At 51.8% G+C, this 24497-nt stretch carries 18 protein-coding genes and 2 pseudogenes; 16 read left to right on the forward strand and 4 right to left on the reverse strand.

Annotated features, from left to right (window positions below; all coding sequences use genetic code 11):
• Window positions 1-21 precede the first annotated feature (21 nt).
• The 8 genes from PXY01_RS11155 to PXY01_RS11190 all read left to right on the forward strand — a co-directional run bounded on the left by PXY01_RS11155 (window position 22) and on the right by PXY01_RS11190 (window position 6532).
• Window positions 22-714, forward strand: a complete 693-nt coding sequence (locus PXY01_RS11155; RefSeq protein ID WP_127569927.1) for a response regulator transcription factor — start codon at window positions 22-24, stop codon at window positions 712-714.
• Entirely contained in the window at window positions 662-1801 is a 1140-nt protein-coding gene (locus tag PXY01_RS11160) for a sensor histidine kinase (protein ID WP_246027878.1), read from the forward strand. The genes PXY01_RS11155 and PXY01_RS11160 overlap by 53 nt, the downstream gene beginning before the upstream one ends.
• A gap of 157 nt (window positions 1802-1958) precedes the next feature.
• A complete protein-coding gene (locus PXY01_RS11165) occupies window positions 1959-2903 on the forward strand; it encodes a D-alanyl-D-alanine carboxypeptidase family protein (RefSeq protein ID WP_127569928.1) in 945 nt (314 codons plus the stop codon).
• A 647-nt stretch (window positions 2904-3550) separates the two neighbouring features.
• Window positions 3551-3793 carry a hypothetical protein gene (locus PXY01_RS11170; protein ID WP_127569929.1) on the forward strand — a complete coding sequence of 81 codons (243 nt, stop codon included), beginning with the start codon at window positions 3551-3553 and terminating at the stop codon, window positions 3791-3793.
• 390 nt (window positions 3794-4183) lie between these two features.
• Window positions 4184-5365 (forward strand): ATP-grasp domain-containing protein, encoded by a 1182-nt coding sequence (locus PXY01_RS11175; RefSeq protein ID WP_127569930.1) that lies wholly within the window; start codon window positions 4184-4186, stop codon window positions 5363-5365.
• Window positions 5366-5411: 46 nt separating this feature from the next.
• Window positions 5412-5660, forward strand: a complete 249-nt coding sequence (locus PXY01_RS11180) for a hypothetical protein (protein ID WP_127569931.1) — start codon at window positions 5412-5414, stop codon at window positions 5658-5660.
• Between the two features lie 299 nt (window positions 5661-5959).
• Window positions 5960-6199, forward strand: a complete 240-nt coding sequence (locus tag PXY01_RS11185; RefSeq protein ID WP_127569932.1) for a hypothetical protein — start codon at window positions 5960-5962, stop codon at window positions 6197-6199.
• A gap of 81 nt (window positions 6200-6280) precedes the next feature.
• Complete coding sequence (locus tag PXY01_RS11190) at window positions 6281-6532, forward strand: hypothetical protein (protein WP_127569933.1); 252 nt, start codon at window positions 6281-6283, stop codon at window positions 6530-6532.
• 189 nt (window positions 6533-6721) lie between these two features.
• On the opposite strand, the gene PXY01_RS11195 is transcribed toward PXY01_RS11190, so the two are convergent.
• Together PXY01_RS11195 and PXY01_RS11200 are read right to left on the reverse strand one after the other, a co-directional pair.
• Window positions 6722-7075, reverse strand: a complete 354-nt coding sequence (locus tag PXY01_RS11195) for a histidine phosphatase family protein (RefSeq protein ID WP_246027879.1) — start codon at window positions 7073-7075, stop codon at window positions 6722-6724.
• An 85-nt stretch (window positions 7076-7160) separates the two neighbouring features.
• A pseudogene (locus PXY01_RS11200) lies at window positions 7161-7528 on the reverse strand (GNAT family N-acetyltransferase); the annotation flags it as partial.
• 563 nt (window positions 7529-8091) lie between these two features.
• Here PXY01_RS11200 and PXY01_RS11205 point away from each other — a divergent pair.
• Genes PXY01_RS11205 through PXY01_RS11230 form a run of 6 tightly spaced genes read left to right on the forward strand, consistent with a single transcriptional unit; the run spans window position 8092 to window position 12804 of the window.
• Window positions 8092-8397, forward strand: coding sequence for an urease subunit gamma (locus PXY01_RS11205; RefSeq protein WP_127569934.1), 306 nt, complete (start codon window positions 8092-8094; stop codon window positions 8395-8397).
• A 5-nt stretch (window positions 8398-8402) separates the two neighbouring features.
• Window positions 8403-8768: an urease subunit beta gene (gene ureB, locus PXY01_RS11210; protein ID WP_127569935.1), complete on the forward strand. Its 366-nt coding sequence runs from the start codon at window positions 8403-8405 to the stop codon at window positions 8766-8768.
• Window positions 8769-10484, forward strand: coding sequence for an urease subunit alpha (gene ureC, locus PXY01_RS11215; RefSeq protein WP_127569936.1), 1716 nt, complete (start codon window positions 8769-8771; stop codon window positions 10482-10484).
• A 9-nt stretch (window positions 10485-10493) separates the two neighbouring features.
• Window positions 10494-11177 carry an urease accessory protein UreF gene (locus PXY01_RS11220; RefSeq protein ID WP_246027880.1) on the forward strand — a complete coding sequence of 228 codons (684 nt, stop codon included), beginning with the start codon at window positions 10494-10496 and terminating at the stop codon, window positions 11175-11177.
• Between the two features lie 42 nt (window positions 11178-11219).
• Complete coding sequence (gene ureG, locus PXY01_RS11225; RefSeq protein ID WP_127569937.1) at window positions 11220-11960, forward strand: urease accessory protein UreG; 741 nt, start codon at window positions 11220-11222, stop codon at window positions 11958-11960.
• Window positions 11938-12804, forward strand: coding sequence for an urease accessory protein UreD (locus tag PXY01_RS11230; RefSeq protein ID WP_246027881.1), 867 nt, complete (start codon window positions 11938-11940; stop codon window positions 12802-12804). Before ureG ends, PXY01_RS11230 begins: the two co-directional genes overlap by 23 nt.
• Window positions 12805-12894: 90 nt before the next feature.
• Here the strand turns inward: PXY01_RS11230 and PXY01_RS11235 are convergent, their stop codons facing one another.
• Complete coding sequence (locus PXY01_RS11235) at window positions 12895-13872, reverse strand: LacI family DNA-binding transcriptional regulator (protein ID WP_127569938.1); 978 nt, start codon at window positions 13870-13872, stop codon at window positions 12895-12897.
• A 265-nt stretch (window positions 13873-14137) separates the two neighbouring features.
• A pseudogene (locus PXY01_RS11240) lies at window positions 14138-14789 on the reverse strand (alkaline phosphatase); the annotation flags it as partial.
• 266 nt (window positions 14790-15055) lie between these two features.
• On the opposite strand from PXY01_RS11240, the gene PXY01_RS11245 reads away from it, so the two are divergent.
• Both PXY01_RS11245 and PXY01_RS11250 read left to right on the forward strand, forming a co-directional pair.
• The gene (locus tag PXY01_RS11245; protein WP_127569939.1) at window positions 15056-15592 is read left to right on the forward strand and encodes a 2'-5' RNA ligase family protein; all 537 of its coding nucleotides are present in this window, start codon (window positions 15056-15058) and stop codon (window positions 15590-15592) included.
• Window positions 15593-16134: 542 nt separating this feature from the next.
• Window positions 16135-24444 (forward strand): glycoside hydrolase family 94 protein, encoded by an 8310-nt coding sequence (locus tag PXY01_RS11250; RefSeq protein ID WP_127569940.1) that lies wholly within the window; start codon window positions 16135-16137, stop codon window positions 24442-24444.
• Window positions 24445-24497: the final 53 nt, after the last annotated feature.

Below are 24497 nucleotides of genomic sequence, written 5' to 3' on the forward strand. Positions count from 1 at the left end.
GATCGAGGTGAGAGCGTAACGATGAATCGTACTATTTTGATTGTCGATGACGACCGTCAGATCGCGGAGCTTATCGACATTTATTTGCGTAACGAAGGCTTCATGACGAAAATTGCCGGAGACGGTGAGGAAGCGCTGCAAATGATCGAGCAGCAGACATTCGATCTGGTCGTGCTGGATGTAATGATGCCGCGGATGGATGGATTGGAGCTGTGCCGCCGGCTGCGCAAGGAGGAAGCGATTCCGATTCTAATGGTAAGCGCGAAGGCGGAGGATATGGACAAAATTATGGGTCTCATGACTGGGGCCGACGATTATATGACGAAGCCGTTCAATCCGCTGGAGCTGATCGCCCGTGTGAAATCGCTGCTGCGCCGCTCTTATCATTACAGCCGTCCGGCAAAGGCTGAGGACGAGAATATTCTGTATATAGGCGGACTTCGAATCGATCGGATGACGCACAAAGCCGAGGTTGACGGAAGGCCGCTGCATCTAACATCTACGGAATTTGGTATCCTATATTTGCTCGCCAGTCAGCCGGGGCGCGTGTTTAGCGCGGAAGACATCTTTCAGCAGGTGTGGGGCGAACGTTATTTTGAATCGAACAATACAGTGATGGTGCATATTAGCAAGCTGCGGGATAAGCTGGAGCAGGAAACCGGTGATAAGCTCATTACTACTGTATGGGGAGTCGGGTACAAAATCGATGCATAACCATATCGTGCTGCGGATGTCTCTAAGGCTTGTATGGCATATGGCGCTGGCAGCAGCGTTCACCTATATTACCTTCTTCCTGCTACAATCGGTCGGTCTGCAGCTACTCGTGCAATACCCGTCACTTTATTGGAAGGTCGTTCGGCTCGCGAACCGGATGGACAGCATGTTCACCCCGGCGCTTGTCATCGTCATTTATTTGTTTTATTTTTTGCTGCTGCAGCAGCGGCAGTTCCGTTATTTGGCTCGAATCAGCCGCTCTGTTCATTACATCGCAGACGGGAATTTTGATCATCGGATTCCGGTTCGCCAGAACAATGAGCTGACGGACTTGGCTGAGATCACGAATCGAATTGTTGTTGGCATGTCGGAGACCTTAGAAAATCAACGGCGGTCAGAGCAGGCGAAGAACGAGCTCATTACGAATGTATCTCACGATCTTAGAACGCCTCTAACCTCAATTATCGGTTACCTGGGGCTAATTGAGCAGGATCGGTATCGTGATGAGGTTGAGCTTCGTTATTATGTACAGATTGCACATGATAAGGCGAGGCGGCTCGGCGTTCTCATTGAGGATTTGTTCGAGTATACCCGCATGCGCCACGATGCGATTCCACTTAAGCGTTCGGAGTTTAATTTGATCGAGATGCTTCGTCAGCTGCTCGTACAGTATCAAGTGCCGTTGTCTGAAGCCGGGCTGCACGGATCTTTGTTGACGGAGGAGACGAACGTGATGCTATTCGCCGATGCCGATAAGCTGGTACGCGTGTTCGAGAATTTGTTCGCCAACGCGATCGCCTATGGCCGAGACGGGAAGAAGCTGGATTTGACCGTTCGGTGTGAAGATGGATTTGCTGTTTCCGAGGTGATTAACTATGGCGAACCGATTCCTTCGGTCGATCTTCCGCACATCTTCGATCGGTTCTATCGAGTGGATAAATCACGTACGGAGAAAAATGGCTCCCGCGGCTCCGGCCTTGGACTCGCTATTGCCAAAAGCATTGTCGAGCGTCACGGCGGTACGATCAGCGTCGTAAGTGACTTATATCGAACAGCTTTTATTCTAAGGCTGCCTATTCATGTCTAGCTGACAGGAAGCGGGTCTGTTAAGCATCAGTGTCTAATTGTCTAATTGTAAAGCATTCTTAAGATTTTCTTATGGAACGATTATGGAACGGTTGCAGAAACGTTAATCTGTGTTTCGTAAGATGGAAGCATCAGATTACGTTCGGAGGTCGTTCCAGATGAAACGAATAGTGCTTCTTGCAGCAGCAATTGGTATTCTGCTGTGGATTGTAAGAGGAGAAGCTTGGTTTGTGGGTCATCATACGATAAAGGTTGAGGCTAAGGCTGCCATTTTGATCGAGGCGAACACAGGAAGAACGTTGTTCGTCCAGCATGCCGATACACCACTGCCGCCAGCAAGCATGTCCAAAATGATGACGGAGCTGCTCGTCCTTGAAGCGATACGGACAGGACGTATGGGCTGGGACGATCAAGTAGCCGTGTCTAGGTATGCAGCCTCTGTACCGGGGGCAGGAGCGGGACTTCTCGTGGGACAGTCCATCTCAGTACGGCAGCTGTTTGAGTCGATGGCCATTCATTCGTCGAATGATGCTGCAGTCGCTCTGGCTGAGTATGCCGCCGGTACGGAGAAGCAATTTGTCCGTATGATGAATGATAGAGCGAAGCAAATTGGACTGTCGGACGATGCGGTGTTTGCGAATGCGACCGGACTTAGCAGTGCTGATCTGGCAGCTTTTCCAGAGGCGGCCTCTGAAGGCGAAACCTCGCTTACGGCCAGAGACGTCGCAACGCTTGCGCGTTATTTGATTCGCTCCTTCCCAGAAGTGCTAACGATTACGTCCCGTTCGGCGGTTTATAACAACGAAGGGGGAAGCGGCGCACTTCGTACGACCAACCTTATGCTGCCGGGAGAACGATTCGCTTATCCAGGAAGCGATGGGCTTAAGACGGGCTATACGGAGCGGGCAGGGTACTGCTTTACGGGTACGACGGTTCGCGGTAATACACGTCTAATTGCGGTCGTTATGGGGACGGATACGGCAGAAGCAAGATTTATGGAGACGGAGCGACTGTATGAGCTTGGCTTCGGTGATAAGCAGAGAGGCGGCAGCTCGCTTACTGCCGGTCTGTCTCGGCGTTTAAAGGTAGCACTTGGCACATAAGAAGAGGTTAGAACAAGGCAGCTGACCTAAGCGGTAAGCTGTCTTTCTTACATATAGGGACTTTTTTCTCTGTACTTGGAGTAGGTTGTGTAATAAACTAGTATATGTAAATATGTTTATTTATTTGGAATTTTAATGGGATATGTATTCCGTTACTTCGTCAGTTAAGGCTGAGTAGAGCGGGATGCGACGCGGACATAGGGCAATAATGTTCATACCGCTAGCTACACTATTATTTCCTTTGATGTGAGGAGAGCTTGAAGGGGAGTGCACGGTGGGAATTTTTCTTTAACTGAAAACACTTCCTATCTTAAATTGTAACCGTTTTCTTTGGGGCGTTTTATTTTTTGGACGTCCCGCTTACAGACCGTAATGACATGAGATAAACAGCGCATATGTGGCGGGTAATTCAATGTGGTAGCTACGCCGTTATGACCTTGCTTAGATGAGATGAATGAATGGGGCGTGCATGCTCATTCCTCGAAGCACTATGTCATGATGCCGTGGATAAGCGAAGAGCAGCAGGAGCAATTGCGGCGAGATAGCGAAGAGGATGGAGGTCGAGCAGCACGACCAGGAGGTCAGATCATCTGGAGTATGGTAGTAATGGCGCTACAAATATAATGAACTAATTTAAAGGAGGAATTATGATGAAGATCAAATTGGATGCAATGCAGCAGGAAGCTTTGATGAACGAACTGCAATGGAATGCTAACGCAGTGGAGCTGGACGAGGAGAGCTTGAAGGAAGTACACGGCGGCATTTTGCCAGGTGGCTGTGTCGTACTGCCTCCGAAGGGCCCAATCTATACGACGCTTGCTCTCGGTGAAGAGGACGGCCCGATCTACACGACTATGGCTCTTGGCGAAGAAGACGGCGGCATTAAATAATATATCGTATGGCTGTTTCAAGAGGGGAATCGGCCGTCTTGAGCAGAATAATGGACAAGGCCGTGCAGATAGCTTGGATTGAGGCTATCTGTGCGGCCCTCGTTTATACAAATATTGCTGATCTATCCTCAATTGAATGATTGTACATATAAGAATTAAACGAATAGGTTTAGATAATAGTAACGTTAATAGTGAAAATAGCTTCTCTATTGTGTATGGACGCCATCATATTCGGACAATTAAGGTTGTTCATGTAACTAGAATTCGTTGTTTGGACTGTCCTGTAGATTCAGCCGATATAAAAGTTAATTTTGAATATTGATTGTTCCCAAGAAGAAGGACACTGCATATGTGGCTCAACTTACGTAAATGAGAAGGGATGATAGATAAATGACTACAATTATTGTGAATCCGATGGACGACGCACATTGCAGGCATATGGTAGACCGTCTTAAGAAGCTGGGGGCAGACTTTATAGAGTTAGGGTCGCCGATTACGAACGATTATGCTTTGCAAAATGGTGTTCTGTACTATAACGGCAAGCCGCTTCAAAGTGTATCATCTGTATTCTTCAGAGGGGTAATGACACATAATCCGGATTATTTCCAGACTGAGGAATCTAAACGATATAACGCTCAGGTTCAATTCGGCGGAAGAGCGGAAGTAATACGGGGTTGGCTGCGGATTATGCACGAGCAAGGTGCTTTTGTCATTAATCCTCCCTCGAATACGTCGAAGTATTACCAGCTTTATAAGCTTAAAGCCGCAGGCATTCAGCTTCCTGAGACTTGCGTAACATCATCCGTAAATGCAGCAAGGGAGTTCGTTGCTCGCGTTGGCGGACAAGCGGTATGCAAGCCTCTTCCGGGAGGAAGCTTCTGCCGGCGGGTAGACGAATCATTCTGGATCAATCTGCATGACGCTGATACATTTGGAGAGCCTGTTATTTTTCAAAATGAGATCATAGGTGAGGACGTTAGGGTCAATATGCTAGAGGGTCAGGTACTGTCGGCGCATGTGATTGTAACGTCAAATGAAGATATTTTAGATTACCGCACTGACCCGAATTATTCGAACGGTGCGATAACATATAGGGAAGTTACACTTCCAGATGATGTTGTACAAATGTGTGATCGCGCGATGAAGGAACTAGGATTACGCTTTAGCGGCATTGATCTCCGGCTTACACCGGAAGGGCAATATGTGCTGATTGAATGCAACAGCATGCCTGCTTATCTCGATATCGAGATTAAGACGGCGGCGCCGATTACGGATCGTATAATTGAATTTCTTAGGATGCATAACTCAATCGACTCGATAGATAATGTCGCACCTGGCGAGTATCACCATAATAAACCATTTATGTCACAGCCGGTAGCTACATCATTGTTCCCATATTTCGAGGTCATGAAGAAATGGTCCGAGCAAATGCTTCAATCTCAGTCGCAACGAGTTGTCGTACCGATGAATGATGAACAGAAGGAACAACTGTGGGAGAAAATGGGTAAACGATTCTCGTGGATGGAAGTTGAACGGCGCGGCCAGGAGGTCAGAATAGCTCGAGTATGGTGATCAAGATGCTACAAATAAATCATCTTAAATAAGAGGAGGAACTAATATGAAGTTGAAATTGGATGCAGCCCAGCAAGAGGCTGTCATGAAAGAGCTGTGTCTAGATAAGGAGCTTCAGGAGGTCGATATGACGGAAATTATGGAAGTCGCCGGTGGAGCGATTGGGGATATCCTTGTCAATTGGCCGCCGCGATATTCGACAGATGCGGTTGGCGAAGAGGACACTACGGTTACGACGATGGCGATTGGCGAGGAGGGCTGGATTACGACGCTTGTGATTGGTGAGGAGCGCTAAGCATAAGACAAATATGTCCAATATGATGTCCAGGCGGATAAAGGTTGCTATTGGCACATAAGCGGCAGGTAGAATAAAGCGGTTGACCTACTCGGTCTACTGCCTTCAATGCTGAATAAGGACTTTTTTCTCTATTCGTGGGAGTTACATTAGATTTAAACTAGTATATGTAAGCAATATGTTCTATTTGGTGTTTTAGCTTCGGAAGATTGACGTTACATTACCGGCCGGCCACCTGCATAACCTCCTCGGTTAGTGTCGCTCGTGATTTTGTGTCGCGAGTTGGAGGACGGGCAGTAATGAAACCGCTACCAGGAGGCGCCTCCGATAACTCATCTGCTTATGACGAGTGGAGCGGGCATAAGGCTGTTATGTTCAAACCGGTAGCTTCGCCGTTATTTCCTTACTTCGAGGTCATGATGAAATGGTCCGAGCAAGTGCTGACCTCGCAGCATCGTGTCATTATGCCGATGAATGAAGAGCAGCAGGAGCCGTTTGGGGAGAGAAACTGGCAAACGAGTGAAGATGATGGAGGTTGAGCGGCAGGGCCAGGAGATCAGAATATCGAGAGTTTGGTAGTAATGGCGCTACAATAAATTGAACTCATATGAGGAGGTATTATGATGAAGATCAAATTCGATGCAAAGCAGCAGGAAGTCATGATGAATGAGCTTCAGTGGAGAACTAATGCAGTAGAGCTGGATGAAGAATGCTTGAAGGAAGTACAGGGCGGTAATGCACCAGGTGACTGTATCGTGCTGCCTCCGAAGTGTGGACCAATTTATACGACGTTGGCGCTCGGCGAAGAGGACGGCGGTCCGATCGCAACGACTCTCGCTATTGGCGAAGAAGATGACGGTGCCAAATATTAATTTGAAGACTCGCCTCATCAGAGGTTATTAAGCTTCTTAAGGTGAGACATGGACAAGACCGTGCGGACAGCCTGTTAGGGGGTTTGAGGTACGGTCTTGTTCAAGCTAACTAAAGGTGTTCGGTACAATTGTATAATGGACATGCCCAATTGTTGTTAGTATGCGTAATAATAGTTAAAGATGTATTATCTATATATGCCTTCCATACCAAGATCTTGCTCGTGCCAATTTACCCCCCCAATTAGAAATGCGTTCTTCCTCAGTGGTACCCTCTATTAGCCCGCAATTAATCTCTCTATTACGCTCATCGACGAGTATTGAAGATATTCCTAAAGATTGCTGAATGATCTCGGCAGTTTGGCGATCTCTCGTAAGGTTACTGGAGAAGATCATGTCCCACTCTTCGCTTGAAAGTCGATTAGCTAATGCGGTAGCCTGTTGTATTCCTTCTCCGTTGAGAGGTATATCAGATATACCTTGAGCCTTGCCAAGATTATTCCATTCCGTAACGCCATGCCTGATAAGCCCTATTGTGGTTGTCATATCTGTCCCTCCTGATTTACTTATTCTTCCTCATTTGAAACCTATCCCTATAGCATGATCAATGTCATATACCACAATGTTAGGATTACTGTTGGCTGCTCTTCTCTCGTAGCATTATCTGCTCTCGCCACTTATTCTCTAGGATGGCATAGTAGTATTCGTCCCACCATTCGTTATCACCATGGGGGATACATTGCTTGAAGTAGCCCTCCCGTTGCATTCCGATTTTTTCCATTACCCGGTAGGACGGCGGGTTGTCCGGCTGGCAAGTTGCGATAAGCCGATGAATTCGCATTGTACCGAAAGCGTAATCCAATACCGCTTGGGACGCCTCCGTTGCATACCCACGATTATAATAATCCGAATGAAATATACCCAGCCGATTTCGTAGATTCGATCATTGTAATAGCGGTGAAAAACGATGTAGCCAATAATTCGGTTCTCTGTCGTTAATTGCATCAATGTTTTACCCCTTTTTATCAGTAAATCCCTATTTTATCTTTACAATACAACAATAGTCATATTTGTGATGATCGATTGATGCTGTATTCATCTTTTGGAAATAATTGTTAAGCTGGTTGTTACGAATCCGTATTTTGAGATGCCGGACTGGATTGATTCGGAGGTCAATTGGAAACCGTACCTATGTTTAGGAGCGGAGGCTACCCTAATGATGTTGCGTTATTGCTAGGTCTATTGATTCGTTTCATTTGAAATGAACAGCCGATCTTTAACTCCTAAATATCCGATTGGCAGCACGATAAATAATAAGACAGCCTCGCCTCAACCAGGAGCGAGGCTGTCTTATTATGACGTATGAGAGTAACAAAACGTCAAGTTGTGTCATATTATCGAACATATGTTAACGGAATGTTACAGAAAGTGGACGCAAAACGAGTGTTTATGTCATATAACCTTACACAAAACTGTTTACAGTTTATATTTCTCCTACTATAATGTTGGTAAGTTACACCCGCGATAAGCGGATAGAAGCCACGCGAATGAAGAGGTGAATTATGCAGCTAACAGAACGTGAGAAGGAGAAGCTCCTAATAACAGTCGCAGCAGATCTGGCCCGGCGCCGGTTGGAGCGGGGCGTGAAGCTAAATTATCCGGAAAGCGTCGCGATCATTACATCCGAAATTATGGAAGGTGCGCGCGACGGCCGGACAGTTGCTGAGTTGATGGCATTCGGAACGACGATTCTGAAGCGCTCGCAAGTGATGGAGGGCGTAGCCGACATGATTCACGAGGTGCAGGTGGAAGCAACGTTCCCGGATGGTACGAAGCTTGTCACTATTCACCATCCGATAGGAGAGTGAGAACCATGATTCCTGGCGAATACCGCACAGCAGAAGGGCATATCGAATTGAACGCCGGTCGGGAGACGGCGGAGATTATTATTGTGAATACAGGCGATCGGCCGGTACAGGTCGGTTCGCATTTTCATCTATTCGAGGTGAATCGGGCGCTTCAGTTCGATCGGCGGGCTGCTTTCGGCATGCGGCTCGATATCCCAGCCGGTACGGCAGTACGGTTCGAGCCAGGCGAGGAGAAGCCGGTACGTGTCGTTGAGCTTGGCGGCTCCAAGCGTTCGTTCGGTTTGAATGGACTTACGCTAGGGGAAGCAATTCGCGGGGCGGTCAGCGACGAAGTAAGCGCACGGCTTGAGGCATGGGAGGGGAAGGCGTAGATGAGCAGCATCGACCGAAAAAGCTATGCGCAAATGTTTGGCCCGACAACCGGCGATGCCGTCCGGCTGGCAGATACAGAGCTGTGGGCTGAGATTGAGCATGATTATACGGTATACGGTGATGAGTGTAAATTCGGCGGCGGCAAAGTAATCCGCGACGGCATGGGGCAATCGAGCGGTGCACTTCGTGACGAGGGCGTTCTAGATACGCTTATTACGAATGCAGTCATTATCGATCATTGGGGTATTGTGAAGGCAGACATCGGCATCAAGGACGGCATTATCGTCGGAATCGGCAAAGCAGGCAACCCGGATATTATGGACGGCGTGACGCCAGGCATGATCGCGGGGGCAAGCACGGAAGTCATTGCGGGCGAAGGTAAAATCGTAACCGCTGGCGGTATCGACTCGCACATTCATTTTATTTGTCCGCAGCAGATTGAAACAGCGCTCGCATCCGGTGTTACCACGATGATCGGCGGAGGGACAGGTCCGGCAACCGGTACGAATGCAACGACGGTAACGCCTGGTGCTTGGCATCTGGCGCGCATGCTGGAGGCGATTGAAGCGTTCCCGATGAATATTGGTCTGACGGGCAAAGGCAATTCCTCCTTTCCTGGTCCGCTTATCGAGCAGATTGAGGCAGGGGCGATTGGGCTAAAGCTGCATGAGGATTGGGGAACGACGCCGGCGGCGATCGATGCCTGCCTGGCCGCAGCAGACCAATATGATGTCCAAGTGGCGATTCACACCGATACGCTGAACGAAGCAGGCTTCCTGGAGGATACGCTGGCTGCTTTCAAGGGTCGGACGATTCATACGTATCATACGGAAGGAGCCGGCGGCGGTCATGCACCCGATATTATCCGGGCGGCCAGCGAGCTGAATGTACTGCCGTCCTCGACGAATCCGACACGTCCGTTCACGGTTAATACGATTGAAGAGCATCTTGACATGCTGATGGTATGCCATCACCTCGACAGCCGTATTCCGGAGGATGTGGCTTTCGCTGATTCGCGTATTCGTCCGGAGACGATTGCGGCGGAAGATATTTTGCATGATATGGGTGTGTTCAGTATGATCAGCTCCGATTCTCAAGCGATGGGTCGTGTCGGAGAGGTAATTATTCGTACATGGCAGACTGCGGACAAAATGAAACGGCAGCGCGGACCGCTCGCTCCTGACACCCAATCGCACGACAATTTCCGCATTAAACGCTACATTGCGAAATATACGATTAACCCGGCTATTACGCATGGCATATCGCATCTTGTCGGCTCGGTGGAGCTGGGCAAGTTCGCAGACCTTGTCGTATGGAGTCCTAGCTTCTTCGGCGTCAAGCCGGACCTCGTGCTGAAGGGCGGCAGTATCGCATATGCTCAGATGGGCGATCCGAACGCCTCGATTCCGACCCCGCAGCCGGTATGGGGGCGTCCGATGTTTGCCGCATTCGGCAAGTCAGTCGCCAGCAGCTCGATTACGTTCGTCTCCCAGGCCGCGTATGAAAATGGTGTAAAGGAACGGCTCAGCCTAAGCAAACGAGTCGAGCCTGTACGCGGCTGTCGGTCGATCACGAAGAAGGATATGATTCATAACGATGCGACGCCGCGCATCGAAGTCGATCCGGAGACGTACCGCGTGACGGTGGACGGAGAGCATGTCACCTGCGAGCCTGCAGACGTGCTGCCGATGGCGCAGCGGTATTTCTTATTCTAATCTATGGCGATGCGGAATTGGCTGACGCTGCAGCAGCTGCTCGACTCGGCCATTCCGATCGGCGGCTTCTCGCATTCATTCGGCTTGGAGACGATGGTGCAGGAAGGACGAATGGCCAGCAGTTCGCAGCTGGAGACGTATGTGCGGACAATGCTTACCCACAGCTGGGCGACATCCGATGCAATGGTCATTAAGGCGGTGTATCGCGACGCGCCATTAGAAGAGTGGGACCGATTATGGTCAGTAGAACGTCTTGTCCACATGCAGCGGCTCGCGATAGAGACGCGGCAGGGCGTCGAGAAGATGGGCAAACGGCTGCTCAAGCTGTCGACTGATATTTGGCCTGAGCTCAATATGGCGGATGTAACAGCTTCAGTTAAGGAAGGGCATTGTCTAGCGACACTGCCGCTTGTACACGGAATCATCTGCTTGCAGCTTGGCGTTTCGCTGCAGCAGGCTTGCGAGAGTTATTTCTACACCAGTATCGTCACGACGATTAATAGCGCTTTGCGGCTTATGTCGATAGGGCAGACCGAAGGGCAGCGGTTAATTGCACGGCTGACTCCCGTGACGGAGCAGGCTTGGAGTATAGCGGCTAAGCTTGAACCGGAAGAGGCATACGCTAATATGCCAATGGCGGAAATTGCGATGCTTCGTCATGAGACGCTATATTCCCGGCTCTTCATGTCATAAAAGCAGCAACTGCAATTATATATGATCGAGGAGGAATGTACGATGTGCCAAGGACAAGGACATAGTCATAAAGAGTGGGTACAGCCGGTAATCGACGGCACAAGACCGATTCGCATCGGCATCGGAGGTCCAGTAGGCTCAGGCAAAACAGCGCTGGTCGAGCGGCTCGCAAGGGAGCTGTCGGATCGTTACAGCTTGGCGGTTATTACGAACGATATTTTTACGAAGGAAGATGCTCGTATTCTAGCAGCGACCGGCGTGCTGCCGGAGGAGCGTATAATCGGCGTTGAGACGGGAGGCTGTCCGCATACGGCAATCCGCGAGGATGCGTCGATGAACTTCGAAGCGATCGAGGAGCTGGAGAGCCGGTTCTCGCCGCTAGAGCTTATTTTTATCGAAAGCGGCGGCGATAATCTTGCTGCAGCGTTCAGTCCGGAGCTTGTTGATCGGTTCATCTATATTATCGACGTCGCGCAAGGGGAGAAAATTCCGCGCAAAGGCGGACCAGGTATTATGCGCTCGGATATGCTCGTTATTAACAAAATCGATCTGGCTCCTCATGTTGGAGCAAGCCTTCAGGTCATGGCCGATGATTCAAAACGGATGCGCGGCGATCGCCCATTCGTGTTCACGAATCTATTCAGCGGCGAAGGGGTAGCGGATATCGTTCATTGGCTGGAGCACGAAATCGCGCATGCATACGGCCGCTCGCATGACCATTTGCACGAGCATGCGCATCATGCTGAAGGCAGCCATAGCCATGAACACCAGCATTCGCATTGATCGCTTAGCTGCAGCTGCATCTGCCGCCCAATTACGTGCTTCATTCGAGCGACAGGGCGAGTCGACGATCATGACGGGGAAGTATCATACGGCTCCAATTAAGATCGCCAAAACATTTCCGCTAGGCTTATCTCTCGGCGCAATCGTTATGGACGTATCACCGGGACTGATGGATGGCGACCGTTATGAGCTGGAGTGGCATTGCGGACCAGAAAGCCGATTGTATGTGACCAACCAATCCTTCACGAAGGTGCATCCGGCAGGCTCGCTAGGCGGCGCTTCCATGAAGCAGACCTTCATCTTGGAACATAATGCTGTAGTCGAGCATATGCCGGAGCCAGTCATGCTTTATAAAGACTCGCAGTTCGTAAGCGAGACGGAAGTCCGGCTTGCCCCTGGCGCTGTCTGGATGCAGGCGGATGTATGGTGTCCGGGACGTACTTTGCGCGGCGAACGGTTTCAATATAATCGGTTCGACAGCCGGCTGTCAGTCTGGTATGGTGATGAGCGGATTGCTGCCCAGCGGCAGTTGATTGAACCAGCAGCGCAATCGATTACGGCGCCAGGCTGCTTCGACAATGCATCTCATATCGGCACGCTGCTCATCTATGGCGATCGAATCGGCGTTCCGGAGCTTGAAGCCGCACGTGAAGCGCTTCAGCATACGCCGGATCGAAGTGAATATGGCGTAACGGCAGGCGCCTCACTGACCTATCGACATGGTCTTGCTGTCATGGCTGCCGGAACGGCTGCCTGGCCGCTGCAGGAGGCGCTGCGAGCCGCTTGGCATGCAGTACGTCTGTCGCTGCTTGGCGAGGAGCCAGCTGTGCTTGTTCGCACATAAACCTGTATCATTAACAAAGCCTCTCCTTCATGCATACAGGCTCACATGAGCCTGCTTGCATAGACGGAGAGGCATATTCTTGTTCTTCTCTTAATCGGAGCGGCGATGAATATATTCGGGTGTCAGCGGTGTTCGAAGCGGTACGCTGCCAGGCGATTCGATCGACTGCAGCACCGTCCTCGTGACAGCTTCCGACAAAGCGTCCTCGGACACGCCGACCGCCGAGATGGATACTTCGAGCTGTTCTAGGTGCGGAATATGGTCGTAGCTTATAATCGCGATATCGTCAGGTACGGTAATACCGTAGGTCTGGAACGCGCGCAGCATACCAGCGGCGAGATCGTAGCTGCCCGAGATGACAGCTGTTGGACGATTGCTTAGCGCAAGCAGCTGTTGAGCGGCTTGATAGCCATGCTGCCACGACAAGCCGTTCGAATCGATAAGCAGCCCATTCTCGAATGAAAGTCCCCCCTCATAAATGCCTTCCCGGTATCCAATCCATTTCTCACGTTGTTGTATCGATGCTTCGGCATAGGGACCGATATAGGCGATTCGGGTATGTCCTTTCGCAATCAGCGTCGTTACGGCAAGCTTGATGGCTTCCCGGCGGTTCATATCAACAGCCGGTACGTCTGGCCGTACCGGCATGCCGATTGATATGAACGGCACGTTAGCTAAAGCTTGTCCGTCGTCGATGCCGTCCGCGCTTTCTTCGAACATAAGGATTGCATCTACCCGCAGGTTTAAGAATGTTGTAATGGCCTGCTGGGCCTCATCAATCGACAACAGCGCGGTTAACCCTTTGTCAGCCAGACGCTTCTGAATCGATGTGAGCAGCGAGGATAATGCTGGTCGTTCGACGTTCGGCCATACGATGCCGATTAGGCCGGTTCGTTTCGTTACTAGGCTTCGAGCAGCAAGATTCGGCCGGTAGCCGAGCGACTCCGCGACCGCAATCACTTTGCGTTTCGTTGCTTCTTTCACAAGAGGACTGTTATTAAGCGCCTTGGCTACAGTCGAATAGCTGACGCCAACGTGCTTGGATATATCTTTAATCGTAACGGACATAGCGGTGCACTCCTTCGTGTCGGGTACTCGTTGTTGGGATATTCACAGATTAGGTCTATCTTCTTATTATAACGAGCAAATGAAATCTGACAACAATAGGGAAACGCATAAAATGTCTGGAAGATCAAATGTTCACAAAAAAGTTGAACCATTCTCATATTTTGAGTCTAACACTGATTCAGTGCGGTTATTGCGGCTGCCTGTCGTCATAAAAAAGAAGCCATCCAGATGGTGGATAGCTTCTTGATAGCTGAGAGAAGAGTTATTATGAGCCGGTAAACAGCTCAGAACTTGCACCGATTGCCGTTATAGGAATGTTGACTGTTGTGTGACCGGAAGTCGTCCAATCAATTATAAATTTCTGGTCGGACTTCGCGATAGAGAATGGCCCGTCCTCTGCGGAAATCCCGTCTCCGGATTCGTCCTTGTTGTCTACTGGCTCGATGGAGAACCCACCTGTGCGCCATTTCATCTGTTGCTTCCTCTTCTACGATGAGGAAGAAGCCGTTAGGGTTCGAGGACAGCGTCTCGATAGCTTTCTTCGTCATGTCTGGCAGTGACACGACCGGATTGTACAGATCGCCTTCACCTTCCGGATTTTGCTGGAACATTTCTTCGTTCGCGAACAGGCCGAGCAGTTTACCTGTCGCTTTTTGCATATCGGATTTATTTGTTACATAGCTATAGCCGAGCGATTGTGCCTTGGCTACAAGATTGCCCTGCGTACCTTTGCTATTCTCAGACGGATCTTCAGCTGATTCATCCTCGAACGCCCCTGAATGGCCTGTAGGGAACCAGTAATCTTCGCCGCCGCCTAGCAAAACGTCGACTTTAGCTTTCGTCGAATATTGAAGTGGGATTTCGCTTTGCTTGGAACGGTCTGCCACATGTGATGCAAATGCCGCTCCTGTCGCATCATGAAATCTAATCCTCCTTAGAGTTAGGAATCATATTTCAAGGTTAATGTTACTTCCTTTTGATTAAGGGAATGTTCGACGGGAGTAAAGATTGAGTTAAAGAATGAGTGCGGATGTTCCAGATCAATGATGCTATGATAAAATAAATGTATATGAATACAGGTTGATTTCCTTGGCTTACATGGTTAATACCTCATTCTTATCATTAAATATTGATGGTACCTACATTTGACAGTAGAAGCCAACGAATTATGGGAGGTTAGATCATGAAATTTTTTGTCGGGATTTTACCGCCAGAAGATTACCTTCACCGAATTACTGCCTTTCAACGGCAATGGCCGCATCATCTTCTTCCTGATGTCGAGCCTCACATAATCGTAAAATCGCAGGGAGGCTTGACACCGGACAACAACAATTGGCTTAACGAGGTGAAAGCGGTGTGCAAGAGCTTCTCTGTATTCCGCGCTGCTCTTCATAGCCCGGCCAGGCTCGGGGAGGAGAAGCTGGTGCTTAACGTAGATTCAACTCATTTAAAGGATTTGCACCGGAAAATCGTGCGGGCGGTAGGGTCTTCTGCGGAGCTTATTCAGCAATATTCCGAGCTGGATAAGTATCATGCGCATTTGACATTGGGACATACTCTATGGGGGATGACCCGCGAGGATTTGGAGGACATGTACAGCAAAGTGGAGAGAGAGCTGAGTCCATATCCGGCATTCGAGGTTGAATTTGTTCGAGTGTATCAAGAAGTGGAACCGGATAAATATCGCAAATATGTGGATATCCCGCTTAAGCGTACTTAAATTATGGTCTAGCTCTTTTGGCTGGTACTTATCATATGGAATGATTTCAGCAAGGTGTCCATGGACGCCTTGTTTTTTTGTGTGAAAGCTAATGTCGTTGCACCGTGAGTACATAACCTGGGCGTCGTAATCTATTAAATCTTTCATAAGTTTTGTATAAACCTCACGTTTTTTCTGGAAATCGTTCGTACTTCAAGAGGGAAATAGGATCAATTAATAGATTTGTAAATATAGATAGCCTCGTCCCTTATGAATCTTCTTAAAAATGAGGAAGTGATTCAATTGATATCTAGCAGTGTAAAATGAATATCCAGGTATACGATTACGAACGGATTAACGGACTTTACAGGTCCGTTTTTTTATTGTTCGTAAGGATATTTTGTTCAAGGGGTCATAAAATGCAGCGATCTTGGGAATATTTACTTAAGTCAACAAAAGACAGGCTCCTTAAGGTCTGTCTGTATCGGTATTTACCGAAAAGCCTTATCAAGTTATGAAGGCAAACAGATTTAAGGAAGACGGATGTAAAGCAAGGGGGACCCATGGTACTAAACGCCGAGCAACTGGAGCAGAAGGCGCATGAGCTGGCACTCATTCATCAACCGGTCAACTCGAAGCGGATGGACACTGATCCGCTGCGGGATTGGCATCGCGATATGGCAAGCTTGCGGCAGTTCGCCGCACTGTTGAAGGAAGAGGGGGGCGCATGCACGCAGCCTGCCGAGCAGTGGCTGCTGGATCATGCGGATTTTATCGAGAAGGAAGCGCTCGTAGTGGAACGGGAGCTTAAACGCGGCGTGCTGCGGAAGCTGACAGGGCTTAAAAATGAGCAGCGGCTGCGTACAGCGGCGCTGGGAGCCGCTTATTATGAGGCGACGAACGGGCGTCTTGAATATGATACATTGACGGCATTCGTGAATGCTTATCAAGAGGTCGCTGTGTTGACGCTTGCGGAAGCGTGGACGCTGCCGGTTATGCTGCGGCTGACGGCTATTGAACGGCTGGCGGCATTGATGCGCGAAGTTCGCGAGCGACACGAAGCATGCGTTCGTGTCGAGCGGCTGCTTAAGTCGGCGGCGCCTCAAGACGGGAAGCTATGCGCGGCTGATATGAAGGAGGCGCTCGAACGGCACGGCGAGCAGTTGCCGTTGTCCGGTGCGGTTCTTGTCCATCTGGTCAGTCATTTGAATGAATGGGCTGATGATGCGGGCTCTGTCCGGGAATGGCTAATTTGCAAGCTGGATGCTGACACCGACAATCTGAGCCGAATCGTTACCTATGAGCATCAACTGCAAGCGGCTCATGAAGTGGAGTGCAGCCATTTGATTGGAAGCCTTCGTACTTTATCCCGGGGGCAGTGGAAGACCGTGTTTGAGCGAATCAGTGTCGTCGAACGAACGCTTTCAAGCGAAGCGGCGGGTACGTACTCCCGGATGGATGAGACGAGCCGGCATACGCTCCGTCAACGTGTTGAGCAGCTCGCGGAGCGGTTCGGCGTGCCGCAAAATTTGATTGCATCCAAAGCAGTTGAGCTTGCGGCGTCGTCAGATAGCGCTCCGGAATCGGAAGCTGGGATGGAGCATTCCGGCTCTTCTGCGGCTTCCGAGGAATCGACGCCAAGGAACCGATTTGCCGCATACTATTTGCTTGATTCAGTTGGAGTCGAACGGCTGCACCAAGCGTTAAAATCATGCAGCGACCCGCGTGCGAACCGGGCGTCCTTAGTTAGACGCAGACGCGGGACGGCCTACATGTCGATGGTCGGCTTCGCCTTCGCTGCGTTTACCGTTATTTTCGCTATATGGGCTGGAGCCAGCAGCAAGCTAGCGGCCGGGAGTTGGATTGCAGTCGTCCTGCTGCTGTTGATGCCTGCCGCAGAGTGGGCGGTAACTGCCGGTCAAGCAATGGTCGGTAATATGGTGCGCTCGCGCCCGCTGCTCCGATACGATTATGCATCGGGCATACCGGAGGATGCGAAGACGATCGTGGTTATGCCGATTATTTGGTCGAAGATCGAAGAGGTCGAAGAGCTAACAGATCGGCTGGAGCTGCATTATTTGGCTAATCGGGACAAGCATCTGTATTTCGCTCTGCTGGGCGATTATGCGGATGCGCAATCCGAGAGGCTCAGCTCCGACGACAAGCTGTTGAAAGCGGCGCGTGAGCGGATTGCGCAATTGAATAAGCAATATCCAAGAGATGACGGAGGACGAACATTTCATCTGTTCCAGCGTCGGAGGCAATGGAATGAGTCGGAGAAAGCGTGGATCGGATGGGAACGCAAGCGCGGCAAGCTGGTCGAGTTCGTCGGTCTGCTTAGGGGCGATACGGGAACGAGCTACTTAGACAGCTCATCGCTTCCTCAAGAGCTGCAGGGCGTTCGTTATCTCATTACGCTGGACGCCGACACGCAGCTACCGCTTGGAGCGGCACAGCGTATGGTGGGCACGATGCATCTCCCTTACAATCGGCCAAGGCTGAACGAGAAGCGTACGAGAGTTGTCGAAGGCTATGGCGTGCTGCAGCCGCGAATTGGTGTCAGCTACGATTCGGTGTCGCAATCGCGTCTGGCTAGGCTGTGGGCCGGTGAGCCAGGAATCGATCCGTATGCGTTCGCGATGTCGGACCCGTATCAGGATACGTTCGGACAAGGGATATTTACTGGCAAAGGCATTATCGACATCGACAGCTTCGCTGCCGTTCTTAGTGAGAGAATTCCGGACAATACGGTTTTGAGCCACGATTTACTGGAAGGCGGATTTCTTCGCGGCGGCTTGCTGTCGGATATCGAGCTGATCGACGGTCATCCGGCGAAGTTCGGCGCCTATCAGCAGCGGCTTCACCGCTGGGTGCGGGGCGATTGGCAGCTGCTGTGCTGGCTGAAGCCGAAGGTATGCAACCGAAGCGGCAAGCTTGAGCAGGTGGATCTGTCCGCCCTGACACGCTGGCAGATCATTGATAATATGCGGAGAAGCCTGTTGCAGCCAGCTCTGTTGGCCGCGCTGCTCGCTGCACCGTTCCTGCCGCCGTGGACATGGGCGGTACTTACAACAATCGCTTTGCTTACGATAGGTATGCCGCTCATCCGCTCGGTGCTGCAGCCGGTAAGTCTCATCCGTAAGCCGACTTCCGCAGCGGCGGCGTTAGGCCAGTCGCTTGTGACACTCGTTACACTGCCGTACCAAACGGCAGTCATGCTGGATGCAGTGATCCGAACGTTGTACCGGATGTTCGGCACGAAACGCAAGCTGCTGGAATGGACAAGCTCGGCTGAGGTTGAACGCCGCAGCAAGCATCAGAAGGCTCCGGCCATCTATGGGCTAGGTGCGGGAGTCGTACTGACGCTTGCCTATGGAGCAATAACGATTCTATCTTCGCATGTGCCTACAAGGTGGATTGGAGCTGTCCTGGCGATCGTGTGGCTGCTTGCACCTGCTGTTGCACGCTGGCTGAGTCAGCCGTCAGCCGTTCGTTCCGAAACGATAACGGAGGAGGAACGAGCGAAGCTGACCGAATTGGCGGCGGATATATGGTCCTATTTCGACCGCTATACAGTCAAGTCCGATCATTGGTTAGCGCCGGATAATGTGCAGATGGACCCGCCAGTCGGGCCGGCCAAGCGGACATCGCCGACGAATATCGGCCTTCAGCTTGCATGTACGCTTGCTGCTCGCGACTTCGGCTTTATCGATACGCTCGATATGCTGATGCGGATCGAGCGGACGGTGGACACCATTGAGAAGCTGGAGAAGTGGAACGGTCATCTATACAACTGGTATGAGACAACGTCGCTTCGTCCGCTGCCGCCGCTTTATGTGTCGACTGTCGATTCAGGTAACTTCGTCGGCTATCTCGTTGCGGTGAAGCAAGGCGTCGCGGAGTATGCGTTCGGTATCGGAAAGGAAGCGAGTACAGGTGCGGCTTCGCTGCAATCCAAAACAGGTCGTATTCGTGAACAGGCGAAGCGTCTGATCGCGCGTTTAGAGAAGCTGATTGATGATACTGACTTCCGGCCTCTGTATGACGAAGCCTCCTCGTTGTTCGCGCTCGGTTATCATGCTTCGGCGAATCGCAAGGAGACTATCCTGTACGATTTGCTCGCATCGGAAGCTCGCCAATCCAGCTTGCTGGCAATTGCGTTAGGCCAGGCTCCAGCTGCTCATTGGTTCAAGCTGGGCAGGGCTATGACGAAGTCAGGTAAAGATGCGACGCTGCTCTCTTGGTCGGGCACGATGTTCGAATATTTAATGCCTGCGCTGTTAATGAAGACATTCCGCAATTCAGTCTGGGAACGGACGTATCGCGGGATGGTGCGGCGTCAGATTCAGTATGCTGCTATGCGGAATGTGCCGTTCGGCATTTCGGAATCCGGCTATTACGCCTTCGACTATCAAATGAACTATCAATACCGCGCCTTTGGTGTACCGGGGCTTGGATTCCAGCGCGGACTTGAAGAGGATCTTGTGTTAGCTCCGTATGCGACAATTATGGCGCTGCCTTATGCGAAGCGCGAGGCGCTTGATGCGCTTCGTCGTATGGAGCAGATGGGGGCGCGCGGTGAGCATGGCTTTTACGAAGCGATTGATTGCACGAGCAAGCGGCTGCCTGAAGGTCAGCGCAGCGTCGTCATTCGCAGCTTCATGGTGCATCATCAAGGGATGAGCCTGCTGACGCTGGCTAACGAGCTGCTGCCGCGAACGATGGTTGACCGTTTCCACTCGGACAAACGAATTCAAGCGGTGGAGCTGCTGCTGCAGGAGCGGATGCCGGATAAGCCTGCGGTCATTACCGATTCGGTGAAGTCGTACTCGACTCGGACGGAAGCGGTACAGGAGCAGGAAAAAACGGCGCCGCAACGCGAATTTACGGATCCGATTACGCCGCTGCCAGAAGTATGTGTGCTGTCCAATGGCTCGTTCACATCGGTTGTAACAGCGAGCGGGGGCGGATTTACGCGTCATGGCGGCATTGCAGTCTCCAGATGGCGCGAGGACCCGATTCTCGATCCTCCGAGCATCGGCATGTATATCCGGGATGTGACTGCTGATGCGGTCTGGTCGCCGGCTTATGAGCCGTGCCGTGTACGGGCTGATGATATGCGGACGCAGTTCGCGCTTCATCAGGCAGCCTTTCTCCGCAAGGACGGCCCGATCGGTACGGAGCTCGAAATATGCGTATCGCCTGAGTTGAACGCAGAGGTCCGTCGGCTGACGCTCACGAACGGGAGTCAGGAGACACGTATATTCGAAGTGACAACCTATACGGAGGTTGTTCTTGCTCCTCCTTCAGCGGACGATGCTCATCCAGCGTTCAGTAAGCTGTTCGTGCAGACTGAATATGACGAGGCTGAGGAATGTCTGCTCGCAGTCAGAAGACCGCGCGATGGTCATGAGAAGCATCGCTGGGCTGTGCAGTCGCTCTCTGCGGGATGTGAGTCGATCGGCCCGATTGAATACGAGACGGATCGTGCGTGCTTTATCGGGCGCGGCCATACGCTGCAGCGTCCGAGAAGCATCGCAAGCAAGCTATCCGGAACGGTCGGCGCCGTGCTCGACCCGATCTTCGCCATTCGGCGCCGAGTCTCGATTGGCCCGGGTGAGCAGGTGAAACTGTATGCGATCACGGGCACGGCGGAAACACGCGAAGAAGCTATTGCGATTAAGCGGGCATTGTGTGGTGAATCACAGATCGAACGGACGTTCCAGCTGGCTTGGACGCACAGCCGGATCGATCTGCGTCACCAGCGGATGACGGCCGAAGAAGCGGCGCTCATTCATACGTTAGCCGGACGCGTGCTATACGCATCGCCGCTTCATTCGGAACGTGCTGCAAGTATCGCTGCGAATGTGAAGGGGCAATCCGGTCTGTGGTCGATGGGCATATCCGGAGATTTGCCGATCGTAATCGTCACGATGGAGGACCGGTCTCAAATGCCTTTCGCGATTCGGCTGATGAGCGGACATGGTTATTTGTGCCGCAAAGGCATTCCGTTCGATCTGGTTATCGTGAATGAATCAGACGGCGGCTATCAGCAGGACGTAACGGACGGACTCCGCAGCGCTATTGAGCATAACGTCGACAAGCATGCGGTACGACCTGGCGGTGTATATCCTGTGGCCGCGAACCAATTGTCCGACGAGGAGCGGACGCTGCTGTTCGCGGTCGCCCGTTATGTGCTGCGTGCGGAAGGACCGAGCTTGAAGGCACAGCTGAAGGCGCCGAAGCGGGCCGCGGAGCTGACGTATGAACGACTGCAGGTGACAGCACCACCGATTTCAGATGCATGGCCCGCTATTTCGGATACGGTTGAGGCGGACTTGTCCTCCGAGCTCGATCTGTTCAATGGCTGGGGCGGATTTACGCAGGATGGCCGTGAGTACCGGATCGCGCTGCGAGGCGGCAAATTTCTAACAGCGCCATGGAGCAATGTCATGGCGAACGAGAAATTCGGCTTCCTCGTCACCGAGCTTGGAACAGGCTATACGTGGTGGCGCAACAGCCGCGAATTTAAGCTCACTCCATGGTCGAATGATCCAGTGCTCGATCCGCCGGGCGAAGCATGCTATGTCCGTGACGATAAGACAGGGCATTTCGGCTCGCCTGCTCCGATGCCTTGCTCCGCGGATTCGCCGTGTACGGTTGCACATGGGCGCGGCTATACCCGGTTTCGCCGGGCGGACCGCGGCTTGCGTCAGCAAATGACGATGTATGTGCCGAAATCCGATTCGGTCAAAATTATCGAGCTAAAGCTCGATAATGCGACTAGTGAAACGAGAGAGTTATCGGTTTACTACGTCTGCGATTGGGTGCTTGGCGTGAAGCGTCAAATCAGCGCCTCGCATATCATCTCGGAATGGAGCGAGGATGACAACGTCCTGCTCGCGCGCAACGGCTATCAGGAAACGTTCCGTGAGGATTGGGCGTTTCTCGCTATTCACGATGCAGACGGAACGGATTCTGCAACAGCCGTACCGCTGCAACAGCGCATCTCGTATACGGCGGATCGGATGGAATGGCTTGGCCGGGGAGGGACGCCTCAATCGCCGGAAGCGATGGACTATGCAAGACTCTCGAATACAACGGGCCCTCAGTATGATGCATGCGGTGCCGTACAGCTGAGGATTACGATCGAGCCGGGTGCTTCGCGCACGGTCTACGTGCTGCTTGGTGCGGAGTACTCTAAGGAAGCGGCGCTAAGCATAGCACGCAAATATAATAATGGTGCCGCTTGCGCTGCTGTGTTTGAAGAGTCGATCCGCTTCTGGGAAGAGATGACGATGCAGACGACGATCCGTACGCCGAACCGGGAGATGGACTATCTGTTGAACGGTTGGCTGCTGTATCAGGCGCTCGCTTGCCGGATGTGGGCAAGAACGGCATTCTATCAAGCGGGAGGCGCCTTCGGCTACCGCGATCAGCTGCAGGATTCGTTAGCGATGCTTCACACCAAACCGAGTATGACACGGTCTCAAATTATTCTTCATGCTGCCCATCAATATGAGGAAGGCGATGTACAGCATTGGTGGCATGAAGAAACGCACCGCGGCATTCGGACCAAATACTCGGATGACCTGCTGTGGCTGCCGTATGCAACAGCGCGGTACATTACGCATACCGCAGACTTGTCGCTGCTCGACGAAGTAGCGCCGTTCATCCGCAGCGAACCGCTTACGTTCGAGGAGCATGAGCGGTACGAGCCGACTGTGCTGTCTGAACAGACCGGTACGATCTATGAGCATTGTATCCGAGCAATCGAGCGGGCTTCCCGTTTCGGGGAGAACGGTATTCCGCTCATGGGCATTGGAGATTGGAACGACGGTATGAACTCAGTCGGCGATTTAGGCAAAGGCGAAAGCGTATGGCTCGGCTGGTTTCTGTGCGAAGTGCTGCGCAAATTCGCGGAGGTATGCGAATTGAAAGGCGATCGAGATCGGGCGCAGACGTACCGGGCTCGACGGGAAGCTATTGCAGCAGCGGTCAATAACAGCGCGTGGGACGGACAGTGGTACCGGCGTGCAAGAGCGGACGAAGGACATTGGCTTGGCTCAACGCGCAATGAGGAATGCCGGATCGATGCAATCGCACAGTCGTGGTCGGTAATTTCCGGCGCTGCTCCACTGGAGAGAGCGAAGCAGGCGATGATGTCGTTCGACCGCGAGCTGGTCGACCGGGATCTGATGGTCGCTCGATTGCTTACGCCGCCGTTTGATCGGACCGACCCAAATCCGGGCTATATTCAAGGTTATCCGCCAGGCATCCGTGAGAATGGCGCCCAGTACACGCACGGCGTCATCTGGAGCATCGTTGCATGGAGCGTGCTTGGCAACGGAGACAAGGCGGTCGAACTGTTCCATCTGCTCAATCCGGTTACTCATGCCCGGAGTGAAAGCGATGTACGGAAATATGCCGGCGAGCCATATGTTATGGCAGCAGACGTCTATACGCGCGATCCGGTTAAAGGGCGTGCAGGATGGACGTGGTATACTGGCGCTTCAGGCTGGATGTATCAAGCGGGCATAGAGTGGATAATCGGACTGCAGCGCAAGGCGGACAAGCTGTACTTCAAGCCGGCTGTACCGAAGGATTGGCCGGGCTTCGAGGTTAATTACAGGTTCGGCCGGTCGGTGTACAAGGTGAAGGTGAGGATGATGGACACGTTGTCCGAGTCCTCGCTCCCGCTCGAAGTGGACGAGTCGGGCGAGCTGACAGCGCAATCTGAATCAGGGATTGTAAGCCGCGATTCAGATGGAACGTATATTACGCTCACCGATGATGGCCGCACACATGAGGTTGAAATCCATCTGCCAAGGCAGCCGGCCATGAAGCTGGATATTGCTGCAGCAAGCGTATAAGGCATATATAACACCCCCGAATGAACCGGAGCTGCTTCCGGATCGTTGGGGGG

Origin of the sequence: Paenibacillus xylaniclasticus (genome assembly GCF_004001065.1) — a bacterium.
Taxonomy (GTDB): domain Bacteria; phylum Bacillota; class Bacilli; order Paenibacillales; family Paenibacillaceae; genus Paenibacillus_T; species Paenibacillus_T xylaniclasticus.

Excerpts from the sequence above, each read along its gene's own strand:
- PXY01_RS11155 (WP_127569927.1), top strand. The coding sequence starts at position 22 with ATGAATCGTACTATTTTGATTGTCGATGACGACCGTCAGATCGCGGAG.
- PXY01_RS11165 (WP_127569928.1), top strand. The coding sequence starts at position 1,959 with ATGAAACGAATAGTGCTTCTTGCAGCAGCAATTGGTATTCTGCTGTGG.
- PXY01_RS11170 (WP_127569929.1), top strand. The coding sequence starts at position 3,551 with ATGATGAAGATCAAATTGGATGCAATGCAGCAGGAAGCTTTGATGAAC.
- PXY01_RS11175 (WP_127569930.1), top strand. The coding sequence starts at position 4,184 with ATGACTACAATTATTGTGAATCCGATGGACGACGCACATTGCAGGCAT.
- PXY01_RS11180 (WP_127569931.1), top strand. The coding sequence starts at position 5,412 with ATGAAGTTGAAATTGGATGCAGCCCAGCAAGAGGCTGTCATGAAAGAG.
- PXY01_RS11185 (WP_127569932.1), top strand. The coding sequence starts at position 5,960 with ATGAAACCGCTACCAGGAGGCGCCTCCGATAACTCATCTGCTTATGAC.
- PXY01_RS11190 (WP_127569933.1), top strand. The coding sequence starts at position 6,281 with ATGATGAAGATCAAATTCGATGCAAAGCAGCAGGAAGTCATGATGAAT.
- PXY01_RS11195 (WP_246027879.1), bottom strand. The coding sequence starts at position 7,075 with ATGACAACCACAATAGGGCTTATCAGGCATGGCGTTACGGAATGGAAT.
- PXY01_RS11205 (WP_127569934.1), top strand. The coding sequence starts at position 8,092 with ATGCAGCTAACAGAACGTGAGAAGGAGAAGCTCCTAATAACAGTCGCA.
- ureB (WP_127569935.1), top strand. The coding sequence starts at position 8,403 with ATGATTCCTGGCGAATACCGCACAGCAGAAGGGCATATCGAATTGAAC.
- ureC (WP_127569936.1), top strand. The coding sequence starts at position 8,769 with ATGAGCAGCATCGACCGAAAAAGCTATGCGCAAATGTTTGGCCCGACA.
- PXY01_RS11220 (WP_246027880.1), top strand. The coding sequence starts at position 10,494 with ATGCGGAATTGGCTGACGCTGCAGCAGCTGCTCGACTCGGCCATTCCG.
- ureG (WP_127569937.1), top strand. The coding sequence starts at position 11,220 with ATGTGCCAAGGACAAGGACATAGTCATAAAGAGTGGGTACAGCCGGTA.
- PXY01_RS11230 (WP_246027881.1), top strand. The coding sequence starts at position 11,938 with ATGAACACCAGCATTCGCATTGATCGCTTAGCTGCAGCTGCATCTGCC.
- PXY01_RS11235 (WP_127569938.1), bottom strand. The coding sequence starts at position 13,872 with ATGTCCGTTACGATTAAAGATATATCCAAGCACGTTGGCGTCAGCTAT.
- PXY01_RS11245 (WP_127569939.1), top strand. The coding sequence starts at position 15,056 with ATGAAATTTTTTGTCGGGATTTTACCGCCAGAAGATTACCTTCACCGA.
- PXY01_RS11250 (WP_127569940.1), top strand. The coding sequence starts at position 16,135 with ATGGTACTAAACGCCGAGCAACTGGAGCAGAAGGCGCATGAGCTGGCA.